A 25046-nucleotide genomic window follows, 5' to 3' on the forward strand; every position below is an offset into this window, starting at 1 on the left:
GCTTTATAGGCTGATATCATAGGATATTTAGCTGTTCATTAAAACTTGAATATTTTCACATAGAATTCTATCGGTGTAGCAGAATTATCAATGGTTTGTTTTATAGCAAGCTAGCTTATTTAAGCAAGTATTTAACCATTTGATAAGTTCTCCTACACCTGTAATTATTTCAGCTGAAAAACAGGAATATAATCTGTATTATAAAGCATTGGGCTATCAAAAATTACTTCTCAATCTAAAATTGTTTAACAAGCCGAAATTATAGCATTTCTCTTTGAATGATACTTGATAGTATTGGTATAATCTGTTTCTTTCTAGATACAACACCCTTTAGGAATGCACACCCTTCACTTCCCTTAATGTTAAAAGCCTTTTCTATAAGTGCCCCGTCATCGCCAACAAACAATATTTCAGAACCTTCGTTAATAATATCCGTTACCATTAAGAGTACCAATCTATAACCCTTGTTTTCCTTCACAACCTTCATATGTTCAAGAAGGCTGTCCTTAACCTTCTTAAAGGCTTCTGAATCACTTGAATTTATTTGGCCTATACCTATTTTATATTTGTTAAATACAAAGTCCTTGAAATCATACTCAAGTATTGTCTGAGGGCTCATTCCCTCTAAGGATGCACTTGCTTTATATAAGGCTGTTGCAAATTCCTCCAAATGTATATCCGCTATTTTGGCAAGCTTATTTGCTGCTAACTCGTCAGCATAAGTACTTGTTGGCGACTTGAAATGCAAGGTATCTGAAATAATGGCTGCGCACAAAATACCTGCAATACTCTTTGATGGATTTAGACCATTTTCAAAATACATATTAGCTATTAATGTGGCTGTACTTCCAACAGCATCATTCTTGAAATAAATAGGATAGTTAGTCTGAATATCCCCTATTCTGTGATGATCTATTATCTCCAAAATATCTGCTTGTTCTATTCCATCTATTGTCTGTGATTTTTCGTTGTGATCTAAAAGAATAACCTTTTTCTTTCTTTGAGAAATTAAATGATATCTTGAAACAAAACCTTTTACAACCCCATCATCATCAACAACAGGATAGCTTCGATATCTGGTCTTTAACATTGTGTCCTTAATGTTCTCAGTAAAATCGTGTAAATTGAAGCAAACCAACTGTTTTTTAGTCATTATATGGCTAACAGGTATGCTTTGGTTTATAAACCTAGCAGCCATCAGGGTATCATAAGCTGTTTCTAAAACAATACATTCATTTTCATTTGCAAGCTTAACAACATCATCGTCTATCTGGCATCCGCAGGTCAATATTATGCAGCTTACTCCTATTTCAATAGCCTTTATCTGATTATCCTTTCTATTACCTAGAATAACAATGTCGCCCTTCTCCACAAAAGGTTCCATTTCATTTGCTGTCATAGCTGCTACTACCACTTTTCCATTTGCTTTAAACTTATCTTCATCACCGCAAATAAGTCTTGCATTGAGAGTATCAATAATATTCCCTAAAGGAGTATTACTGGCAGCTAAAATTCTATTATCCATAGCATCTAAGTAACTGGTGGTAATATCCGTCAAAGTAATTATACCTAATAGCTTCCCATTTATGTCTGCTACTGGCAATACCTTTATGTTGTTCTTTTGCATTATACTCCAAGCTGCTTTTACCGAAATATCCTCTGATATAGGATTAATTATGTCCATATTTAAGTCCGATACTTGAGTCCTAACTGTTTCCTTATACTCAGGCACTTCAACCCCAAAATATTTCAAAACAAATTCAGTTTCTTTATTTATATCTCCGATTCTAATTGGAACTGCATTTATTGAATGTCGCTTTTTTAACTCTGCATATGCAATAGCAGAACAAATAGAATCTGTATCTGGGTTCTTATGACCTGTAATGTAAATTAGTTCATTCACAGTAATGCCTCCATATGTGCTTTTGTGTATTATCAACTAAAACCTTTCAGTTTAATATACTTGATTAAAAAAGTTCAATATCAAGCATTTTTGAAATTATTATTTCATTCAAACTCTTCTAACAAAACAAGCAGTCATCTCTCAAATACATACCACATTTAGCAGAAAATTTGCTAACACCGTGTACAGGTGCTTTCTAAGGTGCAAAATTTGAATTAATAATAGTATTATATTACAACAATACCAACTTGTCTGCAATAAAAGTCAATTACAGTTCAAGCATTTGAGATAATTTATATATAGGGGGCTATTGCAAAACAAGCACGGCTGCTACTATTTATTTCAATAAGACATCGGCATACAGAAAATGTTGTTTCACGACAGCCCCTTTAGTCTGCGCTATTCATTACTTTTTGATTCAATAACTAAATTGGGGTTATGTCTAGATTCCATTTTATGCCTTGCTTTTCTGTTTGCAACAGTATCAAATATAATGGAAAAATCATAATCCTCAGGATATAGCTCCCTTGCAGGTATATGCAGCTTCAGTCTTTTGTGGTTAATTAATAACTTCTGTTTTTTAATCTGTACACCAATCTCTCCCTTCTCATTAGCTTTTTTATACACAATGCCTATTGTTTTCTGAGGATAGACAATAACACTATCTCCAATATTAAATTTCATACTGCGAGGCATTTCAGAAACTTTCTTTGTTTCCTGCTTCTTTATTTTTTGTATAGCTGCTGAACTGTACTCTATATCAAAATTGGGTACTGATTCAGAATAGCCTGAAGTATTATTACAGCCTTTTCTTGATTTATTACCATACGCAGCAAGACTGGCTCTATCAATCATTCTTTGAGGCAACCCCAATCGTTTAGCTATATATAGTGCACAGCTTTCTCCTGCTTCCCCTACTTCAAGTTTGTATAGCGGCATCAAATTCTGACGGTCAAAAGCCATTCTTGCATTAATCAACCCATCCACTGATTTCGCATAATCCTTTATCTCAGGGTAATGTGTTGTTGTTACAAAAAGGCATTTTTTATTAGTAAGTTCTTCTAATATAGCAATTGCCAACCCCATTCCTTCTGCCGGATCTGTACCTGAGCCTAGTTCATCTAATAAAACTAAAGATTCTTCATTTGCTACTTTCAGTATCTCAATTATATTTGTAATGTGAGATGAAAAGGTTGACAAATTCTCTGTAATACTTTGTCCATCTCCAATATCACAAAGCACATAATTATTCATTGTAAAATAACCATCTTCTGCTGGTACATGCAGCCCGCTTTGTGCCATCAATGACAATAGTCCAATGGTTTTAAGTGCAACTGTTTTCCCTCCAGTATTTGGTCCAGTAATAACTACCCCCTGTATATCACCTCCAATATAAAAGTCAAGAGGTACAACTTTATCAGCCTTTAGCAGAGGATGCCTTCCCGATTTTATCTTAATTTTTCTTTGGGATGAAACTGGAATACTAGCTGCTTTCATGGCTAAACTTAGCTTAGCTTTAGCAAATACAAAATCTAGACTCTCCATAGTTTCAATATTAATATTTATAAATGGCAAATTTTCTTCTACAAGGGCTGTTAATGCAAATAGTATACGCCTTACCTCATTTTCCTCTTCAATGTGTAATAATGACATCTCCTCCTGCAGCTTTCTTACAGCTGACGGTTCAATAAAGCATGTACTTCCACTTTGAGAAATATCAATTACCGTCCCTGAGATATTGTTTTTATATTCTCTTTTAACAGGCAAAGTGTAATGTCCGTTGCGAACAGCTACAAAGCCTTCGGAAAACCAATTTTTATTGTTTCTCAGAAGAGAGTCTAATTTTGACTTTATCTGCATTTCAGAGTTTTCAATTCTCCTTCTTATACTTGATAGTAATGGTGAAGCTTTGTCATCTAGTTGAGACCCTCGTACTGCTTGACTTATTTCTTCTTCAACCTCTGTCATAGTATATATTGAGTTCCCATATAGAGCTACTGCTGCAAAAGAACCTTCTGCATTTTTTAAGTATGCCTTTAATCTTCTGCATGCTATAAGGAACTGTGCGATACCTTCTAGTTGCTCCGGCATAAGAAACGTTCCTTTTCCAATTAGAGACAATGATTTCTTCAAATCCTTCATAGCTGACAGTGGCGGATTCCCATAATGCTCTATTATTAGCTTTGCCTCTGTCGTCTCAGACAAATGTCTCAAAACTTCAGCTTCAGAAAGATAGGGTTCTAGCTTTTTTATCCTAATTTTAGTTTCATCTGACAAAGCCTGTTCCTCAAGTATTTCAAGTACCTTATCAAATTCTAAATTTTCGTACATCCTCTTAATATTCTTCATATTTTCGTCCATGTCTTACTTACTGTAAATAAATATACACTTAACATGGACTTTCACCTCCTATTGAATTTTATAGTGTATAACTATTGGTTACTTACTAGGTATTGCTAAACATGCATAGCTAACGCAAAAAACCCGCAGGATAAGACATCCCTTACCTATAAAGGCAGAATGCTCCTGCGGGTTTATCAGATATAAAAATTGCCTTTTGCTAAACAAAAAAGCCCGACATCAAACATGCCGCGCCATACACTAATAGTTCCGGTATTTAAGCAATATAATCCGAAAGGTTTTCAAGCAGTTTGTAAGGTAATGTCTTTTTGAGAACACAAATAAGACAATTTTGCATGTCAAAATTGCTTATGTCAATAGTAAACAGCATTTACTTATTTTACTAATTATGTTCTCTCCAACTATATTTAGTTGAAAATCACCATTACAACACTTACCGACATCAAAGCCTTCCTTTCTAAAAAGCAATTATTATTCAAGTTCTAGCCCTTAAATATTTCTATTAAATTTTCTAGGGGCTATATACTTTAATTTTTTCAGTTTTTATTTTTTCATATTGTCAGTTTAAATCTTTTGCAAATAAATTTGCTATATTCTTAAATTATCATATACCAATAATACAGTCAATATATTTCCAATTGGATTATATCCTAAAAATCTCTTTTATCCTTTTAATTAAGTGTAACCGCCTGTAATTCTTTTTTTAAGTCTTCAATATTCTTAAGTTTATCAGCTTCCTTTTTTTTCATTTCAGCTATCCTTTTTGCTTTTTCGACGTCACATTGCCAAACAAAATCATTGCATTTATCAACCACTATTATCAATTCATTTATATATGTTTGAAGTTTCTCTCCAAGCTTAAACAAAATCTGTATTCTTGCAGAAGTTGAAAGCACTTCAGGAATCATCAAGTTATTCTGTTGTTTTTCCCACTCATTTCTAAAACAATTCTTCCATTCTGGACTTGGATTTACGGATAAATTAACATAAAAGCTATATACATCTGGGCCCTTTTCATTTAGCTTCACAATTTGATTCTTATCAATACTTAAAATGTCAACTCTCTTTATCATAGTACTTTTCCCCTTATTTTAAATATTCAAAACATAATGGTCTTAGTTTAACTTATTTATTTAAGTAAACTCATTTGATTAACCACTCATATATAAGGTGAATTATGTTTGAAAACAACAACTTATATCGTAATAAAATCCTTAGCCGTTTGAATCCTCTTAAATATAAAATCCCAGCGGAATTACTCATCAGGGTATCATCAACTGCGTGTAGGACAATTATCATCCTTATGCTGCATGCAATTTATCACTCAAATATACTCCCAATATTCCGCTTATCTTAAATCTGTTATAATACACCTGTATACCGAATTTTTGTATCTTTTTAGGTTTATATTTTTATTTGATTATACGTAAAAGTATTGATACTATAAAACTGAAACTAAATAGAGTTCATATTTTTTTGTATAACTGAAATATTTATTAAATGGAGGAATTAGATAATGAATGAACAAGAATGTCCTTTCTGTAAATTAGTGTCCAATATGTCTTATGAAAGAGATATGTTGAAAATAGTCTATGAATCTGATAATGTTTTAGCATTTCATGCCACCAAGCCATATGCTGAGGTTCATATTATAATAATTTCCAAAAAGCACATACCTACAATATTTGATTTATCTGATTCCGATAGCCAACTTAAGTTAGAAATCTTGTCTGCCATTAGAATTGCTTCAGAAGAAATTATTAATCAAAAGGGAGCATGTAAGGTGGAAATGTATTTGGGGTCATTCCAACAGGTTCAGCATCTGCACTGCCATGTAATCTATGATTCTAATATAGAATAAATTTACATCAGTAACAAATCTTTCTTATTCTTTGATTCGTGTACTTTATAGTCAAAAATTATTTTGATATAATACAAATATTATTTTATTCCAAATGAAAAGTGGAGTTTTTATTTGATTACAGTTGGTATTGAAATTCTTAATTAAGATAGGTAAATGGATATTTTATATATTGCTTTTGATAGCCGTTACAATGGTTACAAGAGTTGGTGCAATAGTTTTCATCTTGTATTTTGTTAGACAGAATGAAAAGAAAAAATAGCATATTACTCTTTAACAAGTTCATTATGCGAGACATCTAGGTAATATAACAAAAAGCCATAGTTCAATTGCATATTTCATAAGTAAATATCCATGAATTTTTACTTTGCAATTTCCCTTTGGCTCCTGATTAAACTTTTTTTCTGCTATCTAAACTTTTTTGCATGTGGTAAAACTTTATTATCGTAAGAAAGTCGTGTATTCCCCAAATAAACCTTTTTCAGCATACAAATAAACATTTATCATAATTCTCCCCACAAGCCCCTAATTAAGCCACTCCATATTTCTATCCATTTTATCATCCATTCTCAATTCTATTCACTTTTCTCTTAAATCTTAGGCATTAATCCTACTGAAATGTAAATAAAGTTTTATCAGAATTAAGGATTATGAATCAAGGATTAATAGTATTTCTTATCCATTTTTCTTTTCCATTTAGTCTTTCCATCCATTGATCTTTAAAGGCTTTCGCCTTATAAATGATTGTTTTCCATTAGATCTTTTCAATAAAAAACATGGTAGAAAGAAAGGCTTTCGCCTCCTTAAAACCATGTACTTTGATACAACTTTAATGCTTAATTTGAAAAATGATATATGTTTATTTTGGTAATACAAGTCGCTGTATATCCCTATATCTCCCGTCTTCCCTCAATTGCTTTAGCCAGTGTAACCTCATCTGCATATTCCAAATCACCACCTACAGGAATACCATGAGCAATTCTGGTTGCTTTGATACCTAGTGGCTTTATTAGCTTGGAAATATACATTGCAGTGGCTTCACCTTCAACATTTGGGTTTGTTGCAAGAATGACTTCTTTAACCTCTCCGTCTCCAAGCCTTTTTAATAATTCCTTTATACGTATATCACCGGGGCCAATACCCTGCATAGGTGAAATAGCCCCTTGCAAAACATGATACAAGCCTTTGAATTCCCGAGTGCGCTCCATTGCAACTACATCTCTGGCATCTTGTACAACACAGATTAAAGATTTATCCCTCGAGGTACTGCTGCAAAGAGAACAGGGATCAACATCCGTAAGATTGCTGCATACCGAACAATACTTTGTTTTTTGCTTTGCTTCTAATATTGAATTTGCCAGCCCTTGTACCTTCTCGTTAGGCAAATTAATAATATGGAAAGCCAGCCTTTGAGCTGACTTATGACCAATACCGGGTAGTTTCTGAAACTCCTCCACCAGCTTTGCAATAGGAACTGCATAATAATCCATTTTAATAACTCAACTTTCCCTAAGCTTTTAAAATACTCTTTAGAATCTATTTTACTACTTAAAATAATCCTGACATTCCACCTAATCCGCCAGTTATTTTCCCCATCTCTGATTCCTTTAACTCATCAGCTTTTCTAAGGGCTTCATTTACAGCGCTCAATATTAAATCCTGAAGCATTTCAACATCATCTGGGTCAACAACCTCAGGTTTAATTGTTATTTCCTTTATTTCCTTTTTGCCAGTTGCAATAATATTTACTGCTCCGCCTCCAACAGAAACCTCAACAGTTTTGTTTTCCAACTCCTGTTGAGCTCTTTCCATATCCTTTTGCATCTTTTGAGCTTGCTTCATCAAATTATTTAGGTTTCCACCACCGAAGCCTCCTCCAAAACCGCCTCCTGGAAATCCACCTCTTGCCATGTTTTCTTCCTCCTATTATTCTAAAAATATTTTATATTCTATTTTCTATTTTATTAAATTAGGTTCAAAGAGATTCTTACCTCTAAACGTATCTTATAATATTATATCTTATTCGTCTATTATATCAAGGTGTTCATTCAACTTACTGCCAGAAAACTCTATCAACTCATCTTTCTGTGTGTCCTTCTTTGTAGAAGCCTTAAATGGGAGTAAACTTTCCAGCGTCTCTTCGTCAACAACCTTCACTCTAATCTGTTGTGATAGCTTTTCGCTAAGTAGCTCTTCTAAAATTTGAATATCTTCTGGTTTTGTTACACAGCTTTTGAGCGAACACACATTTTCCGGGAATACCACCATAACAGTTGATTCATCAGCAGCAACTGCTTTTGTTTCTGCAAGATAAGTCAAAAGCCTCATTCTTCCTCTGGATTTCAATTCTAAAAGTACCTCTCCCCAAACCTCTAACTGAGAATAATCTGCGCTTTTACTTTTAGTGCTAGTTCCTTCCGCATGTAATGCTGAATTGCCTTTTTGATTTGGCTTCACAGTATCAAAAGAATTTCCTCCATAGCCTTTTTGCTGCTCTGTATTTGCGGAACTAACGCTATTTGATAAAAAAGCACCATTTCTTATTTTGTTTTCCAAGTCTGATATCCTGTCCACCAAGTCGCTGTTATCAGCACTTTGACCATAATTTCCGATGCTAATTGAAATTAACATTACTTCAAGGAACACCCTTTGATTTAAGGCATACTTCAGCTGTGGTTCGAATGAAGAAAGTTCCTTAATTATTCCTATTATCTGGTCTTTTGAAAATGCCTCAGCTTGCAGCATCATTCTATCAAGATACTGCTTACTAACATCCAGTATGTCGTTAGGTTTATTACTCAGTTTGCACATTAGAAGATTTCTAAAGTACATTACCAAATCAGATGCAAACCTTAAAATATCTCGGCCACTTGAAGAAAGCCTCTCTACACCATTAACTAAGCCCTCGGTATTTCTATCCTTTATGCTATCTACTATTTCTGCAATAAAGTCATCACTTACAATCCCTACAGCATCAAGCACCTTTTGATGGGTTATTATTTTATCTCCAACAGCAATGCACTGATCTAATATACTTAAAGCATCTCTTAAAGCCCCATCAGCTAATCTGGCTATCAATAATGCTGCTTCCTCTTCAATCTGTATATCTGTGGCATTAGCAACCATTTTAACTCTCTGAGCTATGCTGCTTGGTGTAATCTTTTTAAAGTCAAACCTTTGGCATCTAGATAATATTGTAGCAGGAAGTTTGTGTGGGTCAGTAGTTGCCAATATAAATTTCACATGTTCCGGTGGTTCTTCTAAGGTTTTTAGAAGAGCATTGAAGGCACCAGATGAAAGCATATGAACCTCATCTATTATGTATACTTTATATTTTGCCTGTGATGGTGCATAAACAACCTCATCCCTAATTTCTCTAACATTATCAACGCTATTATTTGAAGCAGCATCTATTTCAACTACGTCCAAAATAGAATCGCTAAGTATGCCTTTGCATATCTCACATTCATTACAAGGGTTCCCATCCTTTGGGTTCAAACAATTTATTGCACGAGCAAATATTTTTGCCATAGTTGTTTTTCCAGTACCCCTTGTTCCGCAAAAAAGGTATGCATGTCCAATACGTCCTGACATAACAGTATTTTTAATTGTTTTTACCACATGCTCCTGCTCAACTACATCTTCAAATACAAGAGGTCTCCATTTTCTGTACAGTGCGGTATAAGACATATCTCCATCCCTTCCTTTTAATAATTATAACCATAATAAATTTTAATTCTAATAAATTTTAATCATAATAAATATAATCTTCTCATAGGAAAATTCCAGATATCAATGTCCAATCTATATATTCTCAAAATTCAACCATTGAGTAATCATAAGAATCCGATATTTAAATCTCTAATTGTTAAGTTAAATTATCCTACAACCTTACACTTAAACTATAATCTGCATATTCCTAAAATATTAATATAATACAAGCCTGTTCATATGAACAGGCTTGTATTATATTAATATTTTAATGGCCGTACACCCATTGTCGATATAAATATATAGCCGTTACCTTTATAGTTAACTCTAACCAGGCATTCTAGCGGCACACAGAAATTACCGCTTACCGCTGCTTCCTTCCGGACCTGACGGGGTTCACAGATTTCTGTTGCGCAAGACCCAATTTTCATTGCCACTTGTAAAGGGCAAACACCACATATTTAAACCTAAAACAGGAATTCAACCCTGCTATAGCGGATTGCAGGTACAGGGCACCGCTACCTCCCCGTCTAGTACGACCAAAAATTGGCGTAAAAAACATTAAATATCTAAAGTACTTACACATTATAACCTAAAACAAATTGCATATCAATACTAATTACGATGTTATTTTTAACCATTCTTCCATTTTTATTCTAATTGCCTTTAGACAGAAAAAAAGCACCTCAGTATATAAAATATAATAATTCCTGATAATTAGGTGCTCAATCAAAAATAAAATCAAATTAAATATGTTTAAAGGAGGAACAAAATGAAAAAGCGTAATGGCTTTACTATTATAGTATACCACTATTTCCTATAAATTGTGTTAAAATTATATAACAATTATTAATTTATTATTAATAATTTATTATTGATCTGTAAACAAAACAATTTGTACTTGTAAATTAATATATATTACATAAAATTTACTATAAACTAGCTATTCATACATAGATCCATCTGGCAATTGCTGCACCAATATTATTATGCTCATAAGCCTCATTTAAATATCCATTTTTTTGTTTTCGTGAATATCTATAACTTAATAAAATTTTATTATTTATAAAAAATGTATAAGCCAGAACAAATAAGTTAAAACTATAACTGACCCCACAAAATACATTTTAACCCCCTAAAAATGCTCGGCTGTATGCCGAGCATTTTTTATTTATCATAAGTAGCAGTGTGTCATAATAACTTATAATACAATCAATTTTGTTTAAGTTTGATTAGCGGAGTTATACTCATCTTGTCATCAAAAAATAGATCAGTGTTACTTATAATTAGAACACCACATTTAAAATGTATTTTCGTTACTTTTTTACAAATTCATTAAAGAATGTCTTTGTATTACTTCATTTGACCTCTTGTCTCTCTACCGCCTATTCCATTACTTCCTGTTATAGTTAAAGAAATTACAGATTTCGGTGGTAGTATCCTTGAACTATCAGTTGTAGATATTTTTTGTGCAACAATTGCAGGATCTAATGCGTTTATGAGCACCCTTTTCGGAGAACTTGCAAAATTTGCACCTGCGTCCATTATTGCTTCATAATAAGATTGACATGCCCCCGCAAAAATACATAGCTTATCTGGATTAGGCTGATATGCTCTTGCTATTTTAACAGCTTCAATAAAGTACGATGAGTTAGCGTAACTATCTAATTGATAAATATTTTTTGCTCCTTTCTTCAAGCCGTCATGTCCAGTAATAACCAATATATCCGGTCTATATGCATATAAAAATTGTCTTACAAAGGAAGGTTGCTTGCTTTCACTTACTAATTTTCCATAGCATTTTATACCACTTTGCCTATAGAAATCCATACATTGAACCATAAAGTCCTCAGCTGAGTCAATATGCAAAATCTTTCCCGGTCTTTTTCTTATTCTTCTTATAAAATTTCTAAATACAGGTACAGTACCTTCAATTGCTATTTTAGCCATTCTAAGTTCATCATATGCTTTTGAATAAGCAGCTCTAGAATCCTGCCTCACTAAGTCATCAGCAGTTGAGTCTGCTTCAATTCGTGATGATAGTCCTCTTAACACATAACAGTCAGAACCATTACAGTCATATTTTATGTTTACTACCTTAAAGAGAAGGTCACCACCGTAAGACTTTCTAATTACAATATCTCCAACGTTAAATTTGGTCACAAAAATCACTCCAAAATCACCTTTATAGTGCATAATATGCAACCAAATTTCATTTGGGAATTGTTTTATTATTTATAGTAAATTTGTTATTTTATTGTAATAATATGAAACCTATCTAATTTATTAATATAATATATTTAGCTTAAAAAGACCGATTTGCTCTGTTTAAATAAGAAAATTAAGTAATTTATTGACAAAGACAATTTTATGGGTATACTATACACGTGAATATTTGTTCATGTATAATTTGATTATACTATTTAATTAAATAACCATTATTATGAATAGTAATTATTATGAATGACAATTATTACAGTTAGGTAATTTAACTAGTTGAACCAATTTATTTTGAACTTAAGTTCACAAATAAACTACTTATGGCTTATCATAGCGCACGAGTACAGCTTAGATAAATGGGATGCTTGGTTGTTATTTTAAAGAGGTTGTTTAATTATTCTATAACTCTTGTGCTATTTAGCACAGCGAAAGGAATGTAGATAATATATGAAGAAAGATGGGAAAGAAATTGAAAAATGTGATTTTCTATGCATTCACAAAGACATAGTAGAGCAAGTATTAAGCCGTATGCCTGACGATACTCAGTTATACGACTTAGCGGAATTGTTTAAGGTTTTTGGTGATTCCACAAGAATAAAAATACTATATGTCTTGTTTCAATCAGAAATGTGTGTTTGTGACATTGCTCAGCTTCTTAATATGGGACAATCAGCTATTTCCCATCAATTACGTGTATTAAAGCAGGCTAAGCTGGTAAAATATAGGCGTGAAGGTAAAACAATGTTTTATTCTCTAGCAGACTCACATGTAGTAACTATTATTGCCCAAGGGCTAGAGCATATTGGTGAATAGTCCATTAATGCAGCATTTATAAACCATCATTGTAATACTTGCATAATTTTTTTATTAATACTTTGAGGGTCAACTGTTTTAACAGGCATATCAGAAATCCTATATTTATGCTTTAATCTAATTATTCTTTCTATACTTTGATTAATTCTTTCTATTGATATTTGACCATTTAAAACGGCATCCTTTATAGCTTTAATAACTGTTTCCTGCTTGTGAAAATCATGACAAACCAAAACTATATCGCAGCCTGCTTGAATGGACTTTACTGCTGCTTTGCCTATTTCATAATTTTTTTCAATAGCTCCCATAGTAAAATCATCGGTTATAACCACACCATTAAAATTCATGTTTTTACGTAAAAGTTCAGTAATTATTGTCTCTGATAAAGATGCCGGATTTTCAGCATCTATCTTTGGAAGCAGAATATGAGCAACCATTATTACCTCTGCATTGTTTTCTATAGCAGCATTAAATGGAATTAATTCAAAGCTATTTAGTCTATTTAAATCACTATTTACCACAGGCAGGCTTTTGTGCGAATCTTCTGAAGTATCTCCATGTCCAGGAAAATGTTTAACAACCGAAATTATGTTCTGTTCTTGCAGCCCCATCATTGTTTGTATACCAAGCTTAGTGACAATATTGGGTTCGCTGCCAAATGACCTGTCACCTATTACAGGATTTTTAGGGTTGCTGTTAATATCAAGCACTGGCGCAAAATCCATATTAAATCCATACATTTTTAGTTGTTCTCCAAGTATGGTTCCAATCTGATACGAAATGAATTCATTATCGTGCTCTCCAATTTTCTGGTTTGATGGAAGTTTTAGAAATTCATCTGGCATTCTGGAAATGCGCCCGCCCTCTTCATCAATAGATAAAAATAACGGAAGCTTATTTACTGCATTAGTTTCTTTTAAAGAATTCAAGAGAGATAACATTTGATCAGAATTCTGTATATTCCTTTTAAAAAAAATAAATCCTCCTACATGATACTTTTCTATTAGCTGCCTAGAATTTTCATTATTAAAATATCCATCAACGCCAACAATAACTAATTGGCCAATCTTCTCATCTAAGCTCAAATTTTTTACTTGCTCTGCAATAGAGTTATTCGAATCAAATGAACTACTATCGTTCGCTGGTTCTTCAATATCTGGCAATGTACTTTTCCCTATTGGCAAACTAGTCTCTAAACTATTGCTTGTATTTGATTGAGATATATCTGCTCTACTATTCTGTTTATCAATTCCGTTTGCAAAATAAACCGCAAAAAAATATATCAGCAGCAGCATTACACTTAAGGCTAATACTAAAGTAAAATATCTATTCCTTTGCTTTCTCATTGTTCCTCCAAAAATCCTATGCCTTATGTATTAATGCTATACATTTGCTTTGTTGAAGTCAATATATAAAGAAGTCAATACAATTATAGCCAACTTCAACTGAGCAAATAAATTCTAGCGCATTATTAATCTGATTAGTAAGTATCTTTTGCAGTATGTAAACTTGTTATAAGTAATCTATAATAGAAATTTTACAATTTTTCTCTCAAAACTGCTTATTGCACATACTTTTCAATTAACTTAATCATTTTTTCTACTGTATTAAAGTTATCTAACAACAAATCATAGTCTTCAATAGCAATATCATATTCCTCTTCTATAGCAACAATAACATCTATGCTTTTTAAAGAATCAAGCCCCCAGTCTCTGAGGTCATCTGTAACTTTTAAATCAGCAAATTCTGATATATCAGCACCCACTGTTTTAGAAAAAATTTCTACTATTTTGTCCTTGCTTATATCCATATATAACCCTCCCATATGGCCACTACTAATTCTTAATACATTTTAAATTTATAAACACTGTTCTTAGAGATAAATGTGAGTTATCTCATAAACTCCTGAAATTTAGGAAAGAAAGTGTATTCATCTATGTTACACTTTGAATAATATCATCTAATATTGAACTATATTCTTCAATTCTGTCCCAGCTATCAGAGGCAATAAAAGCAAAAACCCTGCCAATATACTTATCTTGGCCTTCTGGCAATACTGTAGGTAACGTTCCCGAAGTATATACAAAAGCGCCTTCTCTTCCCCCTGGTTCTAACAAAATCCCTTTTTTATCTATTTCTTTAATTAAATCTACATGGCTCACAGGTTTTTCGGAAATCAATCTAAAATACCTTGATAATATTTTTACATCCTTTATCTGATTATTAAGGAATGAAATATATGTAGACAGCGTAAACCTTCCATTTATCTCTATAATTGGTATAATCACATCGTCGGTGGTAATAATTGAATCAATTCCAGCAACCCCTGTATATCCTATTCCAAATAGATATTTACCTATTTTTTCACCATACTGTTTGTAAGAATTCAAAATCTCCTCATCTAAATCGGGCGGTATTTTTGAACCTATATATACTGTATCATTTAATAGCTGTTGTTTAATTGAAAATACATCCACTGTTCCATTTGGTGATATATAAATCTGATAATTCAAATCAGCTTTTTTGTCGTACCAACCTTCAACAAGCCATTTAGCATCGGCTCTCTTCCGTGCAAAACGTGCAATTACACGCAAATTGGATTCAAGCTTATCTTTATCAGATATTACATACAAACCTTTGCCCGATGCTCCATTAGGCTCTTTTATGATAACTTTTTTGAAATATGGCGGGCTATTTGTTAATTTTTCGTATTCTTCACGAATTTCATCAATAGAACAGCACACTTTACCTTGGCATACTTTAAAACCTAGTTCTTCAGATATTTTTCTGTTAAAAATCTTATCATTAACCTTTGCTCCAATTTGTGAACGGGCACCAAGCATCTTCAATCCGGCCATTTCAGCTATCTTTTCCTCCATATATGTTACAGCATATGGTGAAAAAAATACGTCCTCCGTTTGAGAAGCTATATTCTTAAGTTCTTCAATAAGTTCTATATCATTCCGTACAAGTTCTGAAATTGGAGTTAGTAAATCAGCATTCTTAGGTGTTAGTATCCTTGGTATTGAATATCCCATTTTTTTGAGCATATCCAAATATTCTTTATCCGGACTTTTTCTTAAAATAATTACATCCTGTTCTCTACAAATAAGAAGGTTCATTTCTTCGATTCTATTTACTATAACATCCTCACTTCTGTCAACAACTCCTGTGCTAATATTACTCCAATACTTTTCAGCACCTATATTACAAAGCCAAATTATAACTCCTTTGCTCCTTTGTGTAGTTAAATATTGAATTAAATTGAATTCCTTGTCCATATAAATGAGAAAGTCTTTATTAGGAACTTATGCTCCTATAAAAACTTCTCTTCCCCCTCTCATTTAATTGCTTTTAAACTATGTTTAATCAGCTTTCCAGCATAAATCTATCGATGTAGGAGAATATCAAATGATTAGTTTCTAAGTAAACTACCTTATTTTAAGTAGTCATCTATTTTTTTCATTTGATAAGGTCTCCTACATCTATTAATTAAACCGCAGAAGTTGAAGAATTTTTATAGCCTAATAGTTCAGGAATTAGCTTTCTCACGCATCAGAGTTTTATTTATTATATTTACAATACCTTCAGCATTATTATGTATATAAAAATGTCCTCCTTCAAATACATAAAAGCTACATTCTTTTTCTGTATATTCTCGCCACATACTTATATCAAATTCTTCTGATAGTGAATCCTCTTTACCTGATAAAACAGATATATTGCAGTCCACTTTTTTTATTATTGGCTGATAGCCCCCAGTTTCAAGTATTTTAAAATCAGCTCTTAAGGTTTCAATAGCCTTTTGAAGTAATGCCTCATATCGAAATAGTTTTTCTGGAAGACCCCCTCTGCTCTTAACTTCCTGTATGAACTCTTCCTCTGGCAGTAAATAAATATTTCTTTCTTCTTTCTTAATGTTTGGAGGATATCTTCCCGAAATAAAAAGGTGAAGCGGCTGCTTCATATTGCTATCCTTAATTTTTGCAGCCAGCTTATATGCTAAAATAGTACCCATGCTGTGACCAAATATAGCGTATTCGTTATCATCAGTATTTGCTTTCACAATACTAAAAATATCTTCCACAGCCTCTTCCATGCTGTTATAGTATGGCTCCTTACTTCTGCTGCCTCTTCCAGCTAGTTCAAGCATATTTAACTTTATAGAATTGTCTAAATAGTTCTCCCACTTTTTGTATACCAATGAGGAACCTCCTGCATAAGGGAGGCAAAAAAGTTTTATCTTGTTCATACAAATCTCCACGCCAACTTTCGGCTCAAAATATGGTCAAGCTAGTGGAGGTACGCTAATTTATATCGCCTATATCCACATTCTTTCTAGATAATCTCCTCAGCACGGGCAAAAAACACTTGTAGTTTTTGTAACTCGAAAAGGCACCCTGTTTGCACAAGCCCGCTTTTCGAACTGATAACTCTCCACGCCAACTTTAAGCACAGAATTAGTTCTCTGGTTTTTTATTACCTATTTTGCACAATACTACTCCATTGCCTAAATCTTTAACCTCTGTATATTCATATTCTGTCATATCAGGGCAATTTTGCACTTTCAACCAGTATACCTTTTTAGAAACTCTAATAGCCTCAAATACCTGTAAATTTAAAAATTCCTCTGTCAATACTATTCCTGTTCCAGCAATTATACTCGCATTAAATTCCTTTGTCTTAAATGGTGTACGAATGCCAAGACATCTGTGTATATTAATATCTGAATGACTTTCCTTTGCTTTTAATAACAAATCCGTATCAGATTCTGTAGCTGCAGCACTCTTAAATACATCCAGCAAGAACCCATCTTGGCATCCAAATACAATATTCTTTTCTGGAGATATTTCTTCGGAAAGAAATCTTACAGCATCTTCTGAAAGCAAGCTTGAGAATTGGGGTCCTTCTTTTAGTTGTTCCCTGTGTTTTAAATAATTCATATAATCATCAATAAAGGCAAATGTGCTGCACGTAGAATACAGTTCCACAACATCATCCTGATGCTTACTATAAAATAATCTCATGTTCATTTTTCCACTAATATGGTTGCTTTCTGTATGTCTCTCATGTGGATAATGAACACCGCACGCCTCTCTTGATATCTTAAATTTCAATTTATTTTTATACAGTCTATATGCACATTCGACATCCTCTACTCCCCATCTTACAAAGTCTTCATCAAAGCAACCTGCCTTAATTAATTCTTCTTTTTTAACAGATACGTTATTGGTATAGAAAAGCATCCACGGAACAGGAATACTATTTAGGTCATCGTTTATTCTAGAGTATACCAATTCTCTCATATCACAATAATAATCAGATTGCTTCAATTTTTGTATCATCTGATTTGGCCTATTAAAATCAATGAATTCAGGAGTTGAATCACCTTCTTTATGTTCATAGCTAAATCCATAAACATAGCCTATAACAGCATACTTTTCTTGTGTGTTATTTGCATTATGAGTATTAAAATGCTCCCTGACAAAAGTATTTCCGACAACAATACCTGTATCGATAAATATCAGCACATCTCCTTTTGCTCTCTTTATCCCCTCATTTCTTGCAAGAGCAACCCTAAATCCTTTGTCCTCTTGAAAATAATATATTATATTCAACTTACCCCTGTAGGATTCCACGACTTCTCTTGTATCATCACTTGAACCATCGTCAATTACAATAACCTCATATTCTCGACTAGGAAAATCCTGATCTATAAGTGATGAAAGAGTATATTTTAATATATTGCTGCGGTTATATGTAGGTATAATTACAGATGCTTTCATTTTAACCTCCCCCGCCGATTTCCGGCAAAAAATTTGAAAATGATAGTGGAAAAAACTATTTCACCTAATCTCAAAAGAATATTAAATTATATATATTCAAAAAAATTTTCATTTCCTTTGAGTGAAATAAAGTGAAATGTCTGTAATTTGTTTTTTCTTTTCTAAAATATTGTTATGCAGTTCTTCTAAAATTTCAGTTGAGAAACCGCTTTCCTTCCATCTTTCGTATCTTATTCCAAACCCTGCAGCTTCCCAAATTTCAGTGTTTTTTCTTTCATGGTCACCAAAGGGCTCTAACATAACTAAAGGGGTTGCAGCTCCAAGAGAATCCATCATTGTTCCAGCACCTGGTTTTCCAATAATTGCCCTTGCTTCTCTTGTAACGTCAAATAAATGATGATATTGGTCATTGCTTATATACCTTGGCTTCTCATTCTCCTTTATTTCAGATAGAGGAGGAAATTCGTACTGTCCATATTCATTCCTAGTCCAAGCAGTCCAGTTAGGCTCTACCATAAAGTATCTGTTCCCATTTTTTCTTTCTGATGCTTCTTTGATATCATAAGCAACTATATCCAAAGGGATACCTGCTTGTTCCAATTCGGGAATTTTTCCTTGGTATGTGCCCATTCCCCATCCACCACCATGTATAAGGAATCTTTTATCTCTTTGAATATAGGGCACAGGTGACTTGTCTGTAATAGGAATCTGATATTTTACGCTCCTGTCTTCATAGCTATATAGCCACACCTCTTCAATATCCTTTTTATAATCAGGCTTAATGCTCTTTATACTCTGCCATGATGGTGGTAAATCTACATCTACATAAAGGATATGTGCATTAATTTTCTTAGGTGCAATTTTAGACCTATATTCATCCAAAACATGCAGCCAATGTCCTGAAAGCACTATAAAATCCTGTCTATCCTCTTCTTCCCATAATCTAAGCAAGTTTTCAACACATTCGATATCCATACATTGTCGCATATCCATCTGTATTCGTGTTGACATTAGAGCCACAGCAAAATTCTTATGGTAGGCTTCTTTACTTTTTAGAACAGATTTCTTTTTATCCTCTGAAATTAAGCTTTCAAACACATGCACATGTGAATAAAAACCATATTTATTAAGACCTTTTCCTAATAATAAACCGGGTATATACAGCCCTAACCCAAACCCGGAACACAAAATGGTGAATTCATTCTTTCTCATTTTGCACTTCCTCACTTTATACTTATATAAAACTAATATTAAACTTAGTTCTAATCAGCAAATTTATTTCGTTTTGCATCTATAAATTTTTCCATTTTCTCACGCTGCTTTTTGTCTACTTTGAGCATTCTATTCACGTCAAATAATCTTGTAAAGAAATCGAACTGCCAAATAGATGGTTCCTGACTTTCTACTGCATATTCATCTAAATAAGTTAAATCATCAGGCTTTAATGCATCATTTACAAAAGAAGGAATAATTTCACCAAACATAAGTTCAATATAGTAGAAGTTATAGTATACTACCTTATCTAAGTTATATGATTTCACCCTTTCTACCAATAACTCCCAATCAATCTTGTCATAGAACTTTTTAATATACATATATAAATCAGAAAATTTATATATTTTTAAATCCTTTATTCCATCAATATAAATCATTAGAGTAGCTTCCTTATATAAATGACAAGATAACTGTATAATATTATCTATATAGTCTAACATGTAAGCCTTCACGCCATTTACCTCAATTGGAATAGCCCTTTTGATTAAATCCCTTGTATCTACTTTATATGGACAGTTTCCTTTCCACAAAATATCATGGTTAACATCAACTTCAATAACTTTTGCAAATTCATTGTCACTATTCTTTAAAAATTCTTGTATTTCATGTGAATTCATCTGCTGCAATATCTTTACTTTTCTTGATGCCTCAGTAATGACATTTGTCTTCTCATCATATTCTCCCTGTATGTACCCTAATGCCTCCAATTCTTTTGTAAGCACATTAACATCACTAAGCTGCATTATCAAATCTAAGTCGTTAAAAATTCTAGCTTCAATGGCAGGATAAACTACGCTTGCTAAAAGGTTTCCTTTAAGAATAGGTACAACCAAATTGGCTTTTTCAAACCTTTCCATTATTTCAGCTAATCTGTCCAGATAGAATTTGTTTCTTTGACCGTAGACATTCCATTGGCTTTTACATAGTCGTTTAAACTCAGGCTCACGTAAAGCAAACAAATTGTATTTATCCAAATTGTAATAAAGCATATTTAATGTTCTATGTGTAATAGCCTGATATATGACCTCCGCCCAATTGAGATCTTCACTTTCTACAATTTCCTTTAGCCTTTCACTTTGTGATTCTTCTACAATAACAGCAGTCATTAAAACTAGTTGCCTTTCTAAAGATAATTCTTCTCTATGCATCTTTTATCTCTCCTTTTTTGATGTTATTTGCTCATATAAATCCTTAACATCTTTTTTACTTATTTTCCCTATAACATTTCTTGGAATTGATTCTATTATGTATATTTCCTTTGGAACCTTTCTATCCTCAAGTTCATTCATACACCACTTAAATAAGTCCTTAGTCTTGGCGTCACTTTCCGGTTTTAGACATACAAGAGCCACTATTCTTTGTCCTAGCATTTCATCATCAACACCAATTACAGCACATTCCTTTACAGCTTCATGCTTTAGCAATACCTCCTCAATATCTATAGGATAGGCACGGCTTCCGCCTTGCATTATCATGTCGTCATTTCTGCTTAAGACATAGAAACGTCCCTGCTCATCTTTGTAGCCAATGTCTCTAGTTCTAAAGCCTTTATCAGATAAAGACTCTCTGGTAACCTGCTCATTTTTATAGTAACAATCCATCATAAAATCGCTCTGAATATATACTTCACCAATCTCACCAATATCTGCTTCACTTCCATCATCTTTGTACACCTTGATGCCGCAGCCTCTCATTGGTTTTCCTATAACACATGGAAGTGTAATAACATCTTCATGTTCTCCGAAGGAAACCCTTGCAGAAGCTTCAGAAGTTCCATATGCATTATAAATTTTTACCCAAGGAAATTTCTCTGCAGTTTTTTGATAGATAGTGAGTGGATTTATCATTCCACCTATTAAGATTCTTTTAATTGAACTCAGATCAAAGTCATTAAGCTTTGGATATTCAAGAACCTGTAATAACATAGTTCTTACGATATAGAAATTAGTAGCCTTATGTTGTTCAATGGCTTTTAAAAAAATTGCCGGATGAAATACATTGTTTAAAATGATTATCGTTCCCCCACGGCTAATTGCCATTAATACATCTCCTGAAATTGGGCTGGCCTGAGCCAATGACCTAGGAATGATTGTTTTGTCATCACTGGTAAAACCTAAGTGCTCTGCAACAGATAATGCATTTCCAACTATTGCATAATTAGATAATACAATGGCTTTTGGTGTTGAGGTAGAACCCGAAGTAAAACATATTCCAAAGGTATTTTCATTAATGTCTCTTATTTCTCTTTTGGTTTTATCAGAGTATTCTAAACTTTCAAACTCTCCAGATTCTTGTAACAACATAATTACCCTTATGTTTGTTTCATCAATACGATCTTTAATTGCATCATATCCCTTTTTGTCTGTAATCAATAGTTCTATATCTGTATAATTAATCAATTCTATAAGTGCACTGCCCTTAAACTGATATGATAGTGATACAAAAGCTTTCTTGTTCTTGTTTAAGGCCAACATACATGTAATAAACTCTACACTGTTAGGTAAGTAAACTCCACCTATTTTAAAATCCCAGTTTTTGATACACTGCGAAAAATCAATAGCTTTTTCAGAAATCTGTCCATATGTGTATTCCTTATCATTGTATATCACCATAACATTATTAAAATATTTCTGACAGCTTTCCTCAAATAAATTCCAGGGTGAATAATCGGCTTCTAGCATATGAAAACATCCTCCCCTAATTCTCATTAATGTATTTGTATAGCTTATCAACAACAGTTTTTTCGCAATTCCATATTATCCTTAATTGTTCGTCCACTTTATCAATTGAATCCATTTTTTTAGTAATTGACAAACGGATAATGAGATTAGCATTGATTTCCCAACTATCTGCTGCTTCTTTTAATAGATTTGTCAGATCATTTACCAGTTCCTCCGGCAATGAAGAACCTATTGCATTTATAAATGCACAAAAGCGCTTTCGGCTTCTAGATAAGGTCCTAAATAGCGCGCTATAATAATATCTGAATAAATCCATTAATTGAGGCTCGGGTTTTTGTTCTTTTTTTGCAAGCAGATCTTTTCTAAACTCCTCCAAGCTGTCTAAACCGCACTTGTATCCAAGAATCTCCCTCTCCCCTCGCATTCTAATGCAGCTTTCTTTTATAAGAGTTCTCCATCTATCATCATTGTAAAAAAACTGTTCACTTTTGCTAAACTCCATCCATAGATTTCTAATAGGTCTGCTGACTCTCCCTGAATTATTTTCAGAACTTCTAGCCAGCTTTAATTCATCAATTGATATTTGTCCTACAAAGTCACAATTTGAAAATCTATACTTATCGAATATTTCAACATAATTTTCTTCCTCGTTATACCCTGTAACTACTACCGCATGCAGACCATGTTCCTTTTGATAAGCTTTGTGGTATTTCATATAATACATGTCCACAACTACAACAACTGGAATATCTTTATCTATCAGTTCTTTCATGCGGGCATAAGCAACATCCTGGTCGTCCTCTATGTACCAGGTTATTTTAATCTTATCATCCTCAACACTATTACTAGTTTCTTCTTTTTGCTTGTTATAGTAGGTTGTTGCTGGATAAACTACGTATTCCAATGAAGTGTTTAAGTCCTCTTCACTAAACTCAACTGACGTTGCATCTTTATGAATGTAATTAACACCGGCAAATCCAGTTTTGCCATCATATACAAATGAAAGGTAATCAGCGAGTATTATATCGGGGTTTAGCCCTAAATATGATATTATAGAACCAAACGCATTTTGAAAGCAATCATTGGTATATGGTGTAAAATACATTGGAACATTCAAAATAGAGTGTTTGCTCATTTCAACCTCCATGTCTATTTTAGGCAATAAAATAAATACTTCTTTGTGTAAAAGTTCTGCTTTGAAAAGCAAACTAACAAAGCTGTTTAATCATATCTGAGGCGGACAGACTTTCTATACCTCTCCACCTCACTGATAAAAACCTCTTCTAAATTTGAAGTTCAGAAACTCACAATGTTTGTACAGACTATACATTCAAGCTGCTAGTTTCACCTAATCAGGCTAGAATCTCCACTATGTTTGTTCAAATTTCCTATTATAACTAGCCATTTAACTTCTCGTTAATATAATCAGCTATACTACCTGCAGTTGAAAAAGATTCATATGTAAGAAAGCTGCTATCAAAAGTAATATCAAATTGGCTTTCTATATCTACAAGCAGTTCAACTAGTGATATTGAATCAATACCGTAATCTTCTCTTAAGTCTCCCTGTAGTTGTATATTATCACCATCATATTGGCTATAAGTCTGCACTATCTCACAAATTCTGCTTTCAATTTCACTTTTTGTCATATAAAACTACCTCCATTAAAATAAAAATATATATAGTTTATGTGTCTTGACACCTAATCTAGCTTAACTTTAACACCTTCACCTGTCTTTTCACTAATGTATCCTTCCACTGAATTTTTGATTATCATTTTTGTAACTTCATAACTTTCTAGCGGAATGTATATTACATTTGTTTCTTTAACTAGTTCTGGGTCTTTGAATAAGTTTAGATATTCTTTATGCATTTCTTCTAAGTAATTTAGGTTTTCAGTCTTCAAAACCTTATTACATTGAACCCTTCTATTGGGTCGGAACAGAATTTTTCCCCTTCTTTCAATTCTTTCATAACATACCTTAACGTCTATATCATAAAATAGGATTAAATCTGGCTTCCTTACAAACTTAGTAACCCTTTTTCCTGTTTTTCCTTTTACTCCATTTGCAATATCTCTTGTTAGCCCTGTGTATATATACCGATCGGCTATAAGTATATAACCCTTCCCTAAGCAAGGCTTGATTTCAACAAAATAATGCAGGAGAAAACTAATCCATTGCAAAATGCTATATATCCATGAAGTAAGTAAGTTCATTGAATGGAGTTTCTTAACGATTTTTCTGATTATGTAAATTGAATTCCATTCTATAACTTTTGTTTTTACTCCTCTGCTTAGCAATTCTCTGTATAAATCCTCTACACCCTTGCTTTTTCCGCAGCCACTTATTCCTTCAAATACGATTAGAATACCTTTTTGCCTGTTTATAGTATAGTTTTCTCTTTCCAAAACCTCACATCCAGTAATATATTTT

Annotated in this window: 20 protein-coding genes and 1 other RNA gene; 2 read left to right on the top strand and 19 right to left on the bottom strand. The window is 33.0% G+C overall.

What is annotated here, in order from left to right:
• Positions 1–259: 259 nt before the first annotated feature.
• The 3 genes from EHE19_RS17855 to EHE19_RS17865 form a co-directional block, all read right to left on the bottom strand.
• On the bottom strand, positions 260–1903 hold the full coding sequence (locus EHE19_RS17855) for a putative manganese-dependent inorganic diphosphatase (RefSeq protein WP_137697450.1): 1644 nt from the start codon (positions 1901–1903) through the stop codon (positions 260–262).
• 399 nt (positions 1904–2302) lie between these two features.
• The gene (locus tag EHE19_RS17860; protein ID WP_244648281.1) at positions 2303–4252 is read right to left on the bottom strand and encodes an endonuclease MutS2; all 1950 of its coding nucleotides are present in this window, start codon (positions 4250–4252) and stop codon (positions 2303–2305) included.
• Between the two features lie 683 nt (positions 4253–4935).
• Positions 4936–5337 carry a hypothetical protein gene (locus tag EHE19_RS17865; protein WP_137697451.1) on the bottom strand — a complete coding sequence of 134 codons (402 nt, stop codon included), beginning with the start codon at positions 5335–5337 and terminating at the stop codon, positions 4936–4938.
• 443 nt (positions 5338–5780) lie between these two features.
• Between EHE19_RS17865 and EHE19_RS17870 the strand changes: the two genes are divergently transcribed.
• The gene (locus EHE19_RS17870; protein WP_137697452.1) at positions 5781–6125 is read left to right on the top strand and encodes an HIT family protein; all 345 of its coding nucleotides are present in this window, start codon (positions 5781–5783) and stop codon (positions 6123–6125) included.
• A gap of 890 nt (positions 6126–7015) precedes the next feature.
• Here the strand turns inward: EHE19_RS17870 and recR are convergent.
• The 5 genes from recR to EHE19_RS17895 all read right to left on the bottom strand — a co-directional run bounded on the left by recR (position 7016) and on the right by EHE19_RS17895 (position 11999).
• Positions 7016–7615: a recombination mediator RecR gene (recR, locus tag EHE19_RS17875; RefSeq protein WP_137697453.1), complete on the bottom strand. Its 600-nt coding sequence runs from the start codon at positions 7613–7615 to the stop codon at positions 7016–7018.
• A 58-nt stretch (positions 7616–7673) separates the two neighbouring features.
• On the bottom strand, positions 7674–8036 hold the full coding sequence (locus tag EHE19_RS17880; protein ID WP_137697454.1) for a YbaB/EbfC family nucleoid-associated protein: 363 nt from the start codon (positions 8034–8036) through the stop codon (positions 7674–7676).
• 108 nt (positions 8037–8144) lie between these two features.
• Positions 8145–9815 (bottom strand): DNA polymerase III subunit gamma/tau, encoded by a 1671-nt coding sequence (gene dnaX / locus EHE19_RS17885; RefSeq protein WP_137697455.1) that lies wholly within the window; start codon positions 9813–9815, stop codon positions 8145–8147.
• Between the two features lie 296 nt (positions 9816–10111).
• Positions 10112–10375, bottom strand: an RNA gene (ffs, locus tag EHE19_RS17890) — signal recognition particle sRNA large type.
• A gap of 814 nt (positions 10376–11189) precedes the next feature.
• Complete coding sequence (locus EHE19_RS17895; RefSeq protein WP_137697456.1) at positions 11190–11999, bottom strand: sporulation peptidase YabG; 810 nt, start codon at positions 11997–11999, stop codon at positions 11190–11192.
• Positions 12000–12503: 504 nt separating this feature from the next.
• On the opposite strand from EHE19_RS17895, the gene EHE19_RS17900 reads away from it, so the two are divergent.
• On the top strand, positions 12504–12869 hold the full coding sequence (locus EHE19_RS17900; RefSeq protein WP_137697457.1) for an ArsR/SmtB family transcription factor: 366 nt from the start codon (positions 12504–12506) through the stop codon (positions 12867–12869).
• Positions 12870–12895: 26 nt separating this feature from the next.
• On the opposite strand, the gene nagZ is transcribed toward EHE19_RS17900, so the two are convergent.
• From nagZ to EHE19_RS17955, 11 genes are all read right to left on the bottom strand, one after another.
• On the bottom strand, positions 12896–14215 hold the full coding sequence (gene nagZ / locus EHE19_RS17905) for a beta-N-acetylhexosaminidase (protein WP_137697458.1): 1320 nt from the start codon (positions 14213–14215) through the stop codon (positions 12896–12898).
• Positions 14216–14430: 215 nt separating this feature from the next.
• On the bottom strand, positions 14431–14679 hold the full coding sequence (locus tag EHE19_RS17910) for an acyl carrier protein (protein ID WP_171003558.1): 249 nt from the start codon (positions 14677–14679) through the stop codon (positions 14431–14433).
• A 124-nt stretch (positions 14680–14803) separates the two neighbouring features.
• On the bottom strand, positions 14804–16150 hold the full coding sequence (locus EHE19_RS17915; protein ID WP_137697460.1) for an ATP-grasp domain-containing protein: 1347 nt from the start codon (positions 16148–16150) through the stop codon (positions 14804–14806).
• Between the two features lie 251 nt (positions 16151–16401).
• A complete protein-coding gene (locus EHE19_RS17920) occupies positions 16402–17121 on the bottom strand; it encodes a thioesterase II family protein (RefSeq protein WP_137697461.1) in 720 nt (239 codons plus the stop codon).
• A 208-nt stretch (positions 17122–17329) separates the two neighbouring features.
• Complete coding sequence (locus EHE19_RS17925) at positions 17330–18655, bottom strand: glycosyltransferase (RefSeq protein ID WP_137697462.1); 1326 nt, start codon at positions 18653–18655, stop codon at positions 17330–17332.
• A 108-nt stretch (positions 18656–18763) separates the two neighbouring features.
• Positions 18764–19867, bottom strand: a complete 1104-nt coding sequence (locus tag EHE19_RS17930; protein ID WP_137697463.1) for a UDP-glucuronosyltransferase — start codon at positions 19865–19867, stop codon at positions 18764–18766.
• A 50-nt stretch (positions 19868–19917) separates the two neighbouring features.
• Positions 19918–21078 (bottom strand): nucleotidyltransferase domain-containing protein, encoded by a 1161-nt coding sequence (locus tag EHE19_RS17935; protein ID WP_137697464.1) that lies wholly within the window; start codon positions 21076–21078, stop codon positions 19918–19920.
• 3 nt (positions 21079–21081) lie between these two features.
• Positions 21082–22611, bottom strand: a complete 1530-nt coding sequence (locus EHE19_RS17940) for a class I adenylate-forming enzyme family protein (RefSeq protein WP_137697465.1) — start codon at positions 22609–22611, stop codon at positions 21082–21084.
• 16 nt (positions 22612–22627) lie between these two features.
• On the bottom strand, positions 22628–23746 hold the full coding sequence (locus EHE19_RS17945) for a BtrH N-terminal domain-containing protein (protein WP_137697466.1): 1119 nt from the start codon (positions 23744–23746) through the stop codon (positions 22628–22630).
• Between the two features lie 262 nt (positions 23747–24008).
• Positions 24009–24260 (bottom strand): acyl carrier protein, encoded by a 252-nt coding sequence (locus tag EHE19_RS17950; RefSeq protein ID WP_137697467.1) that lies wholly within the window; start codon positions 24258–24260, stop codon positions 24009–24011.
• Positions 24261–24313: 53 nt separating this feature from the next.
• Positions 24314–25021, bottom strand: coding sequence for a dTMP kinase (locus tag EHE19_RS17955; protein ID WP_244648282.1), 708 nt, complete (start codon positions 25019–25021; stop codon positions 24314–24316).
• Between the last annotated feature and the right edge of the window lie 25 nt (positions 25022–25046).

The sequence above is a fragment of the Ruminiclostridium herbifermentans genome (genome assembly GCF_005473905.2).
In the GTDB taxonomy this organism is placed as follows: domain Bacteria; phylum Bacillota; class Clostridia; order Acetivibrionales; family DSM-1351; genus Ruminiclostridium; species Ruminiclostridium herbifermentans.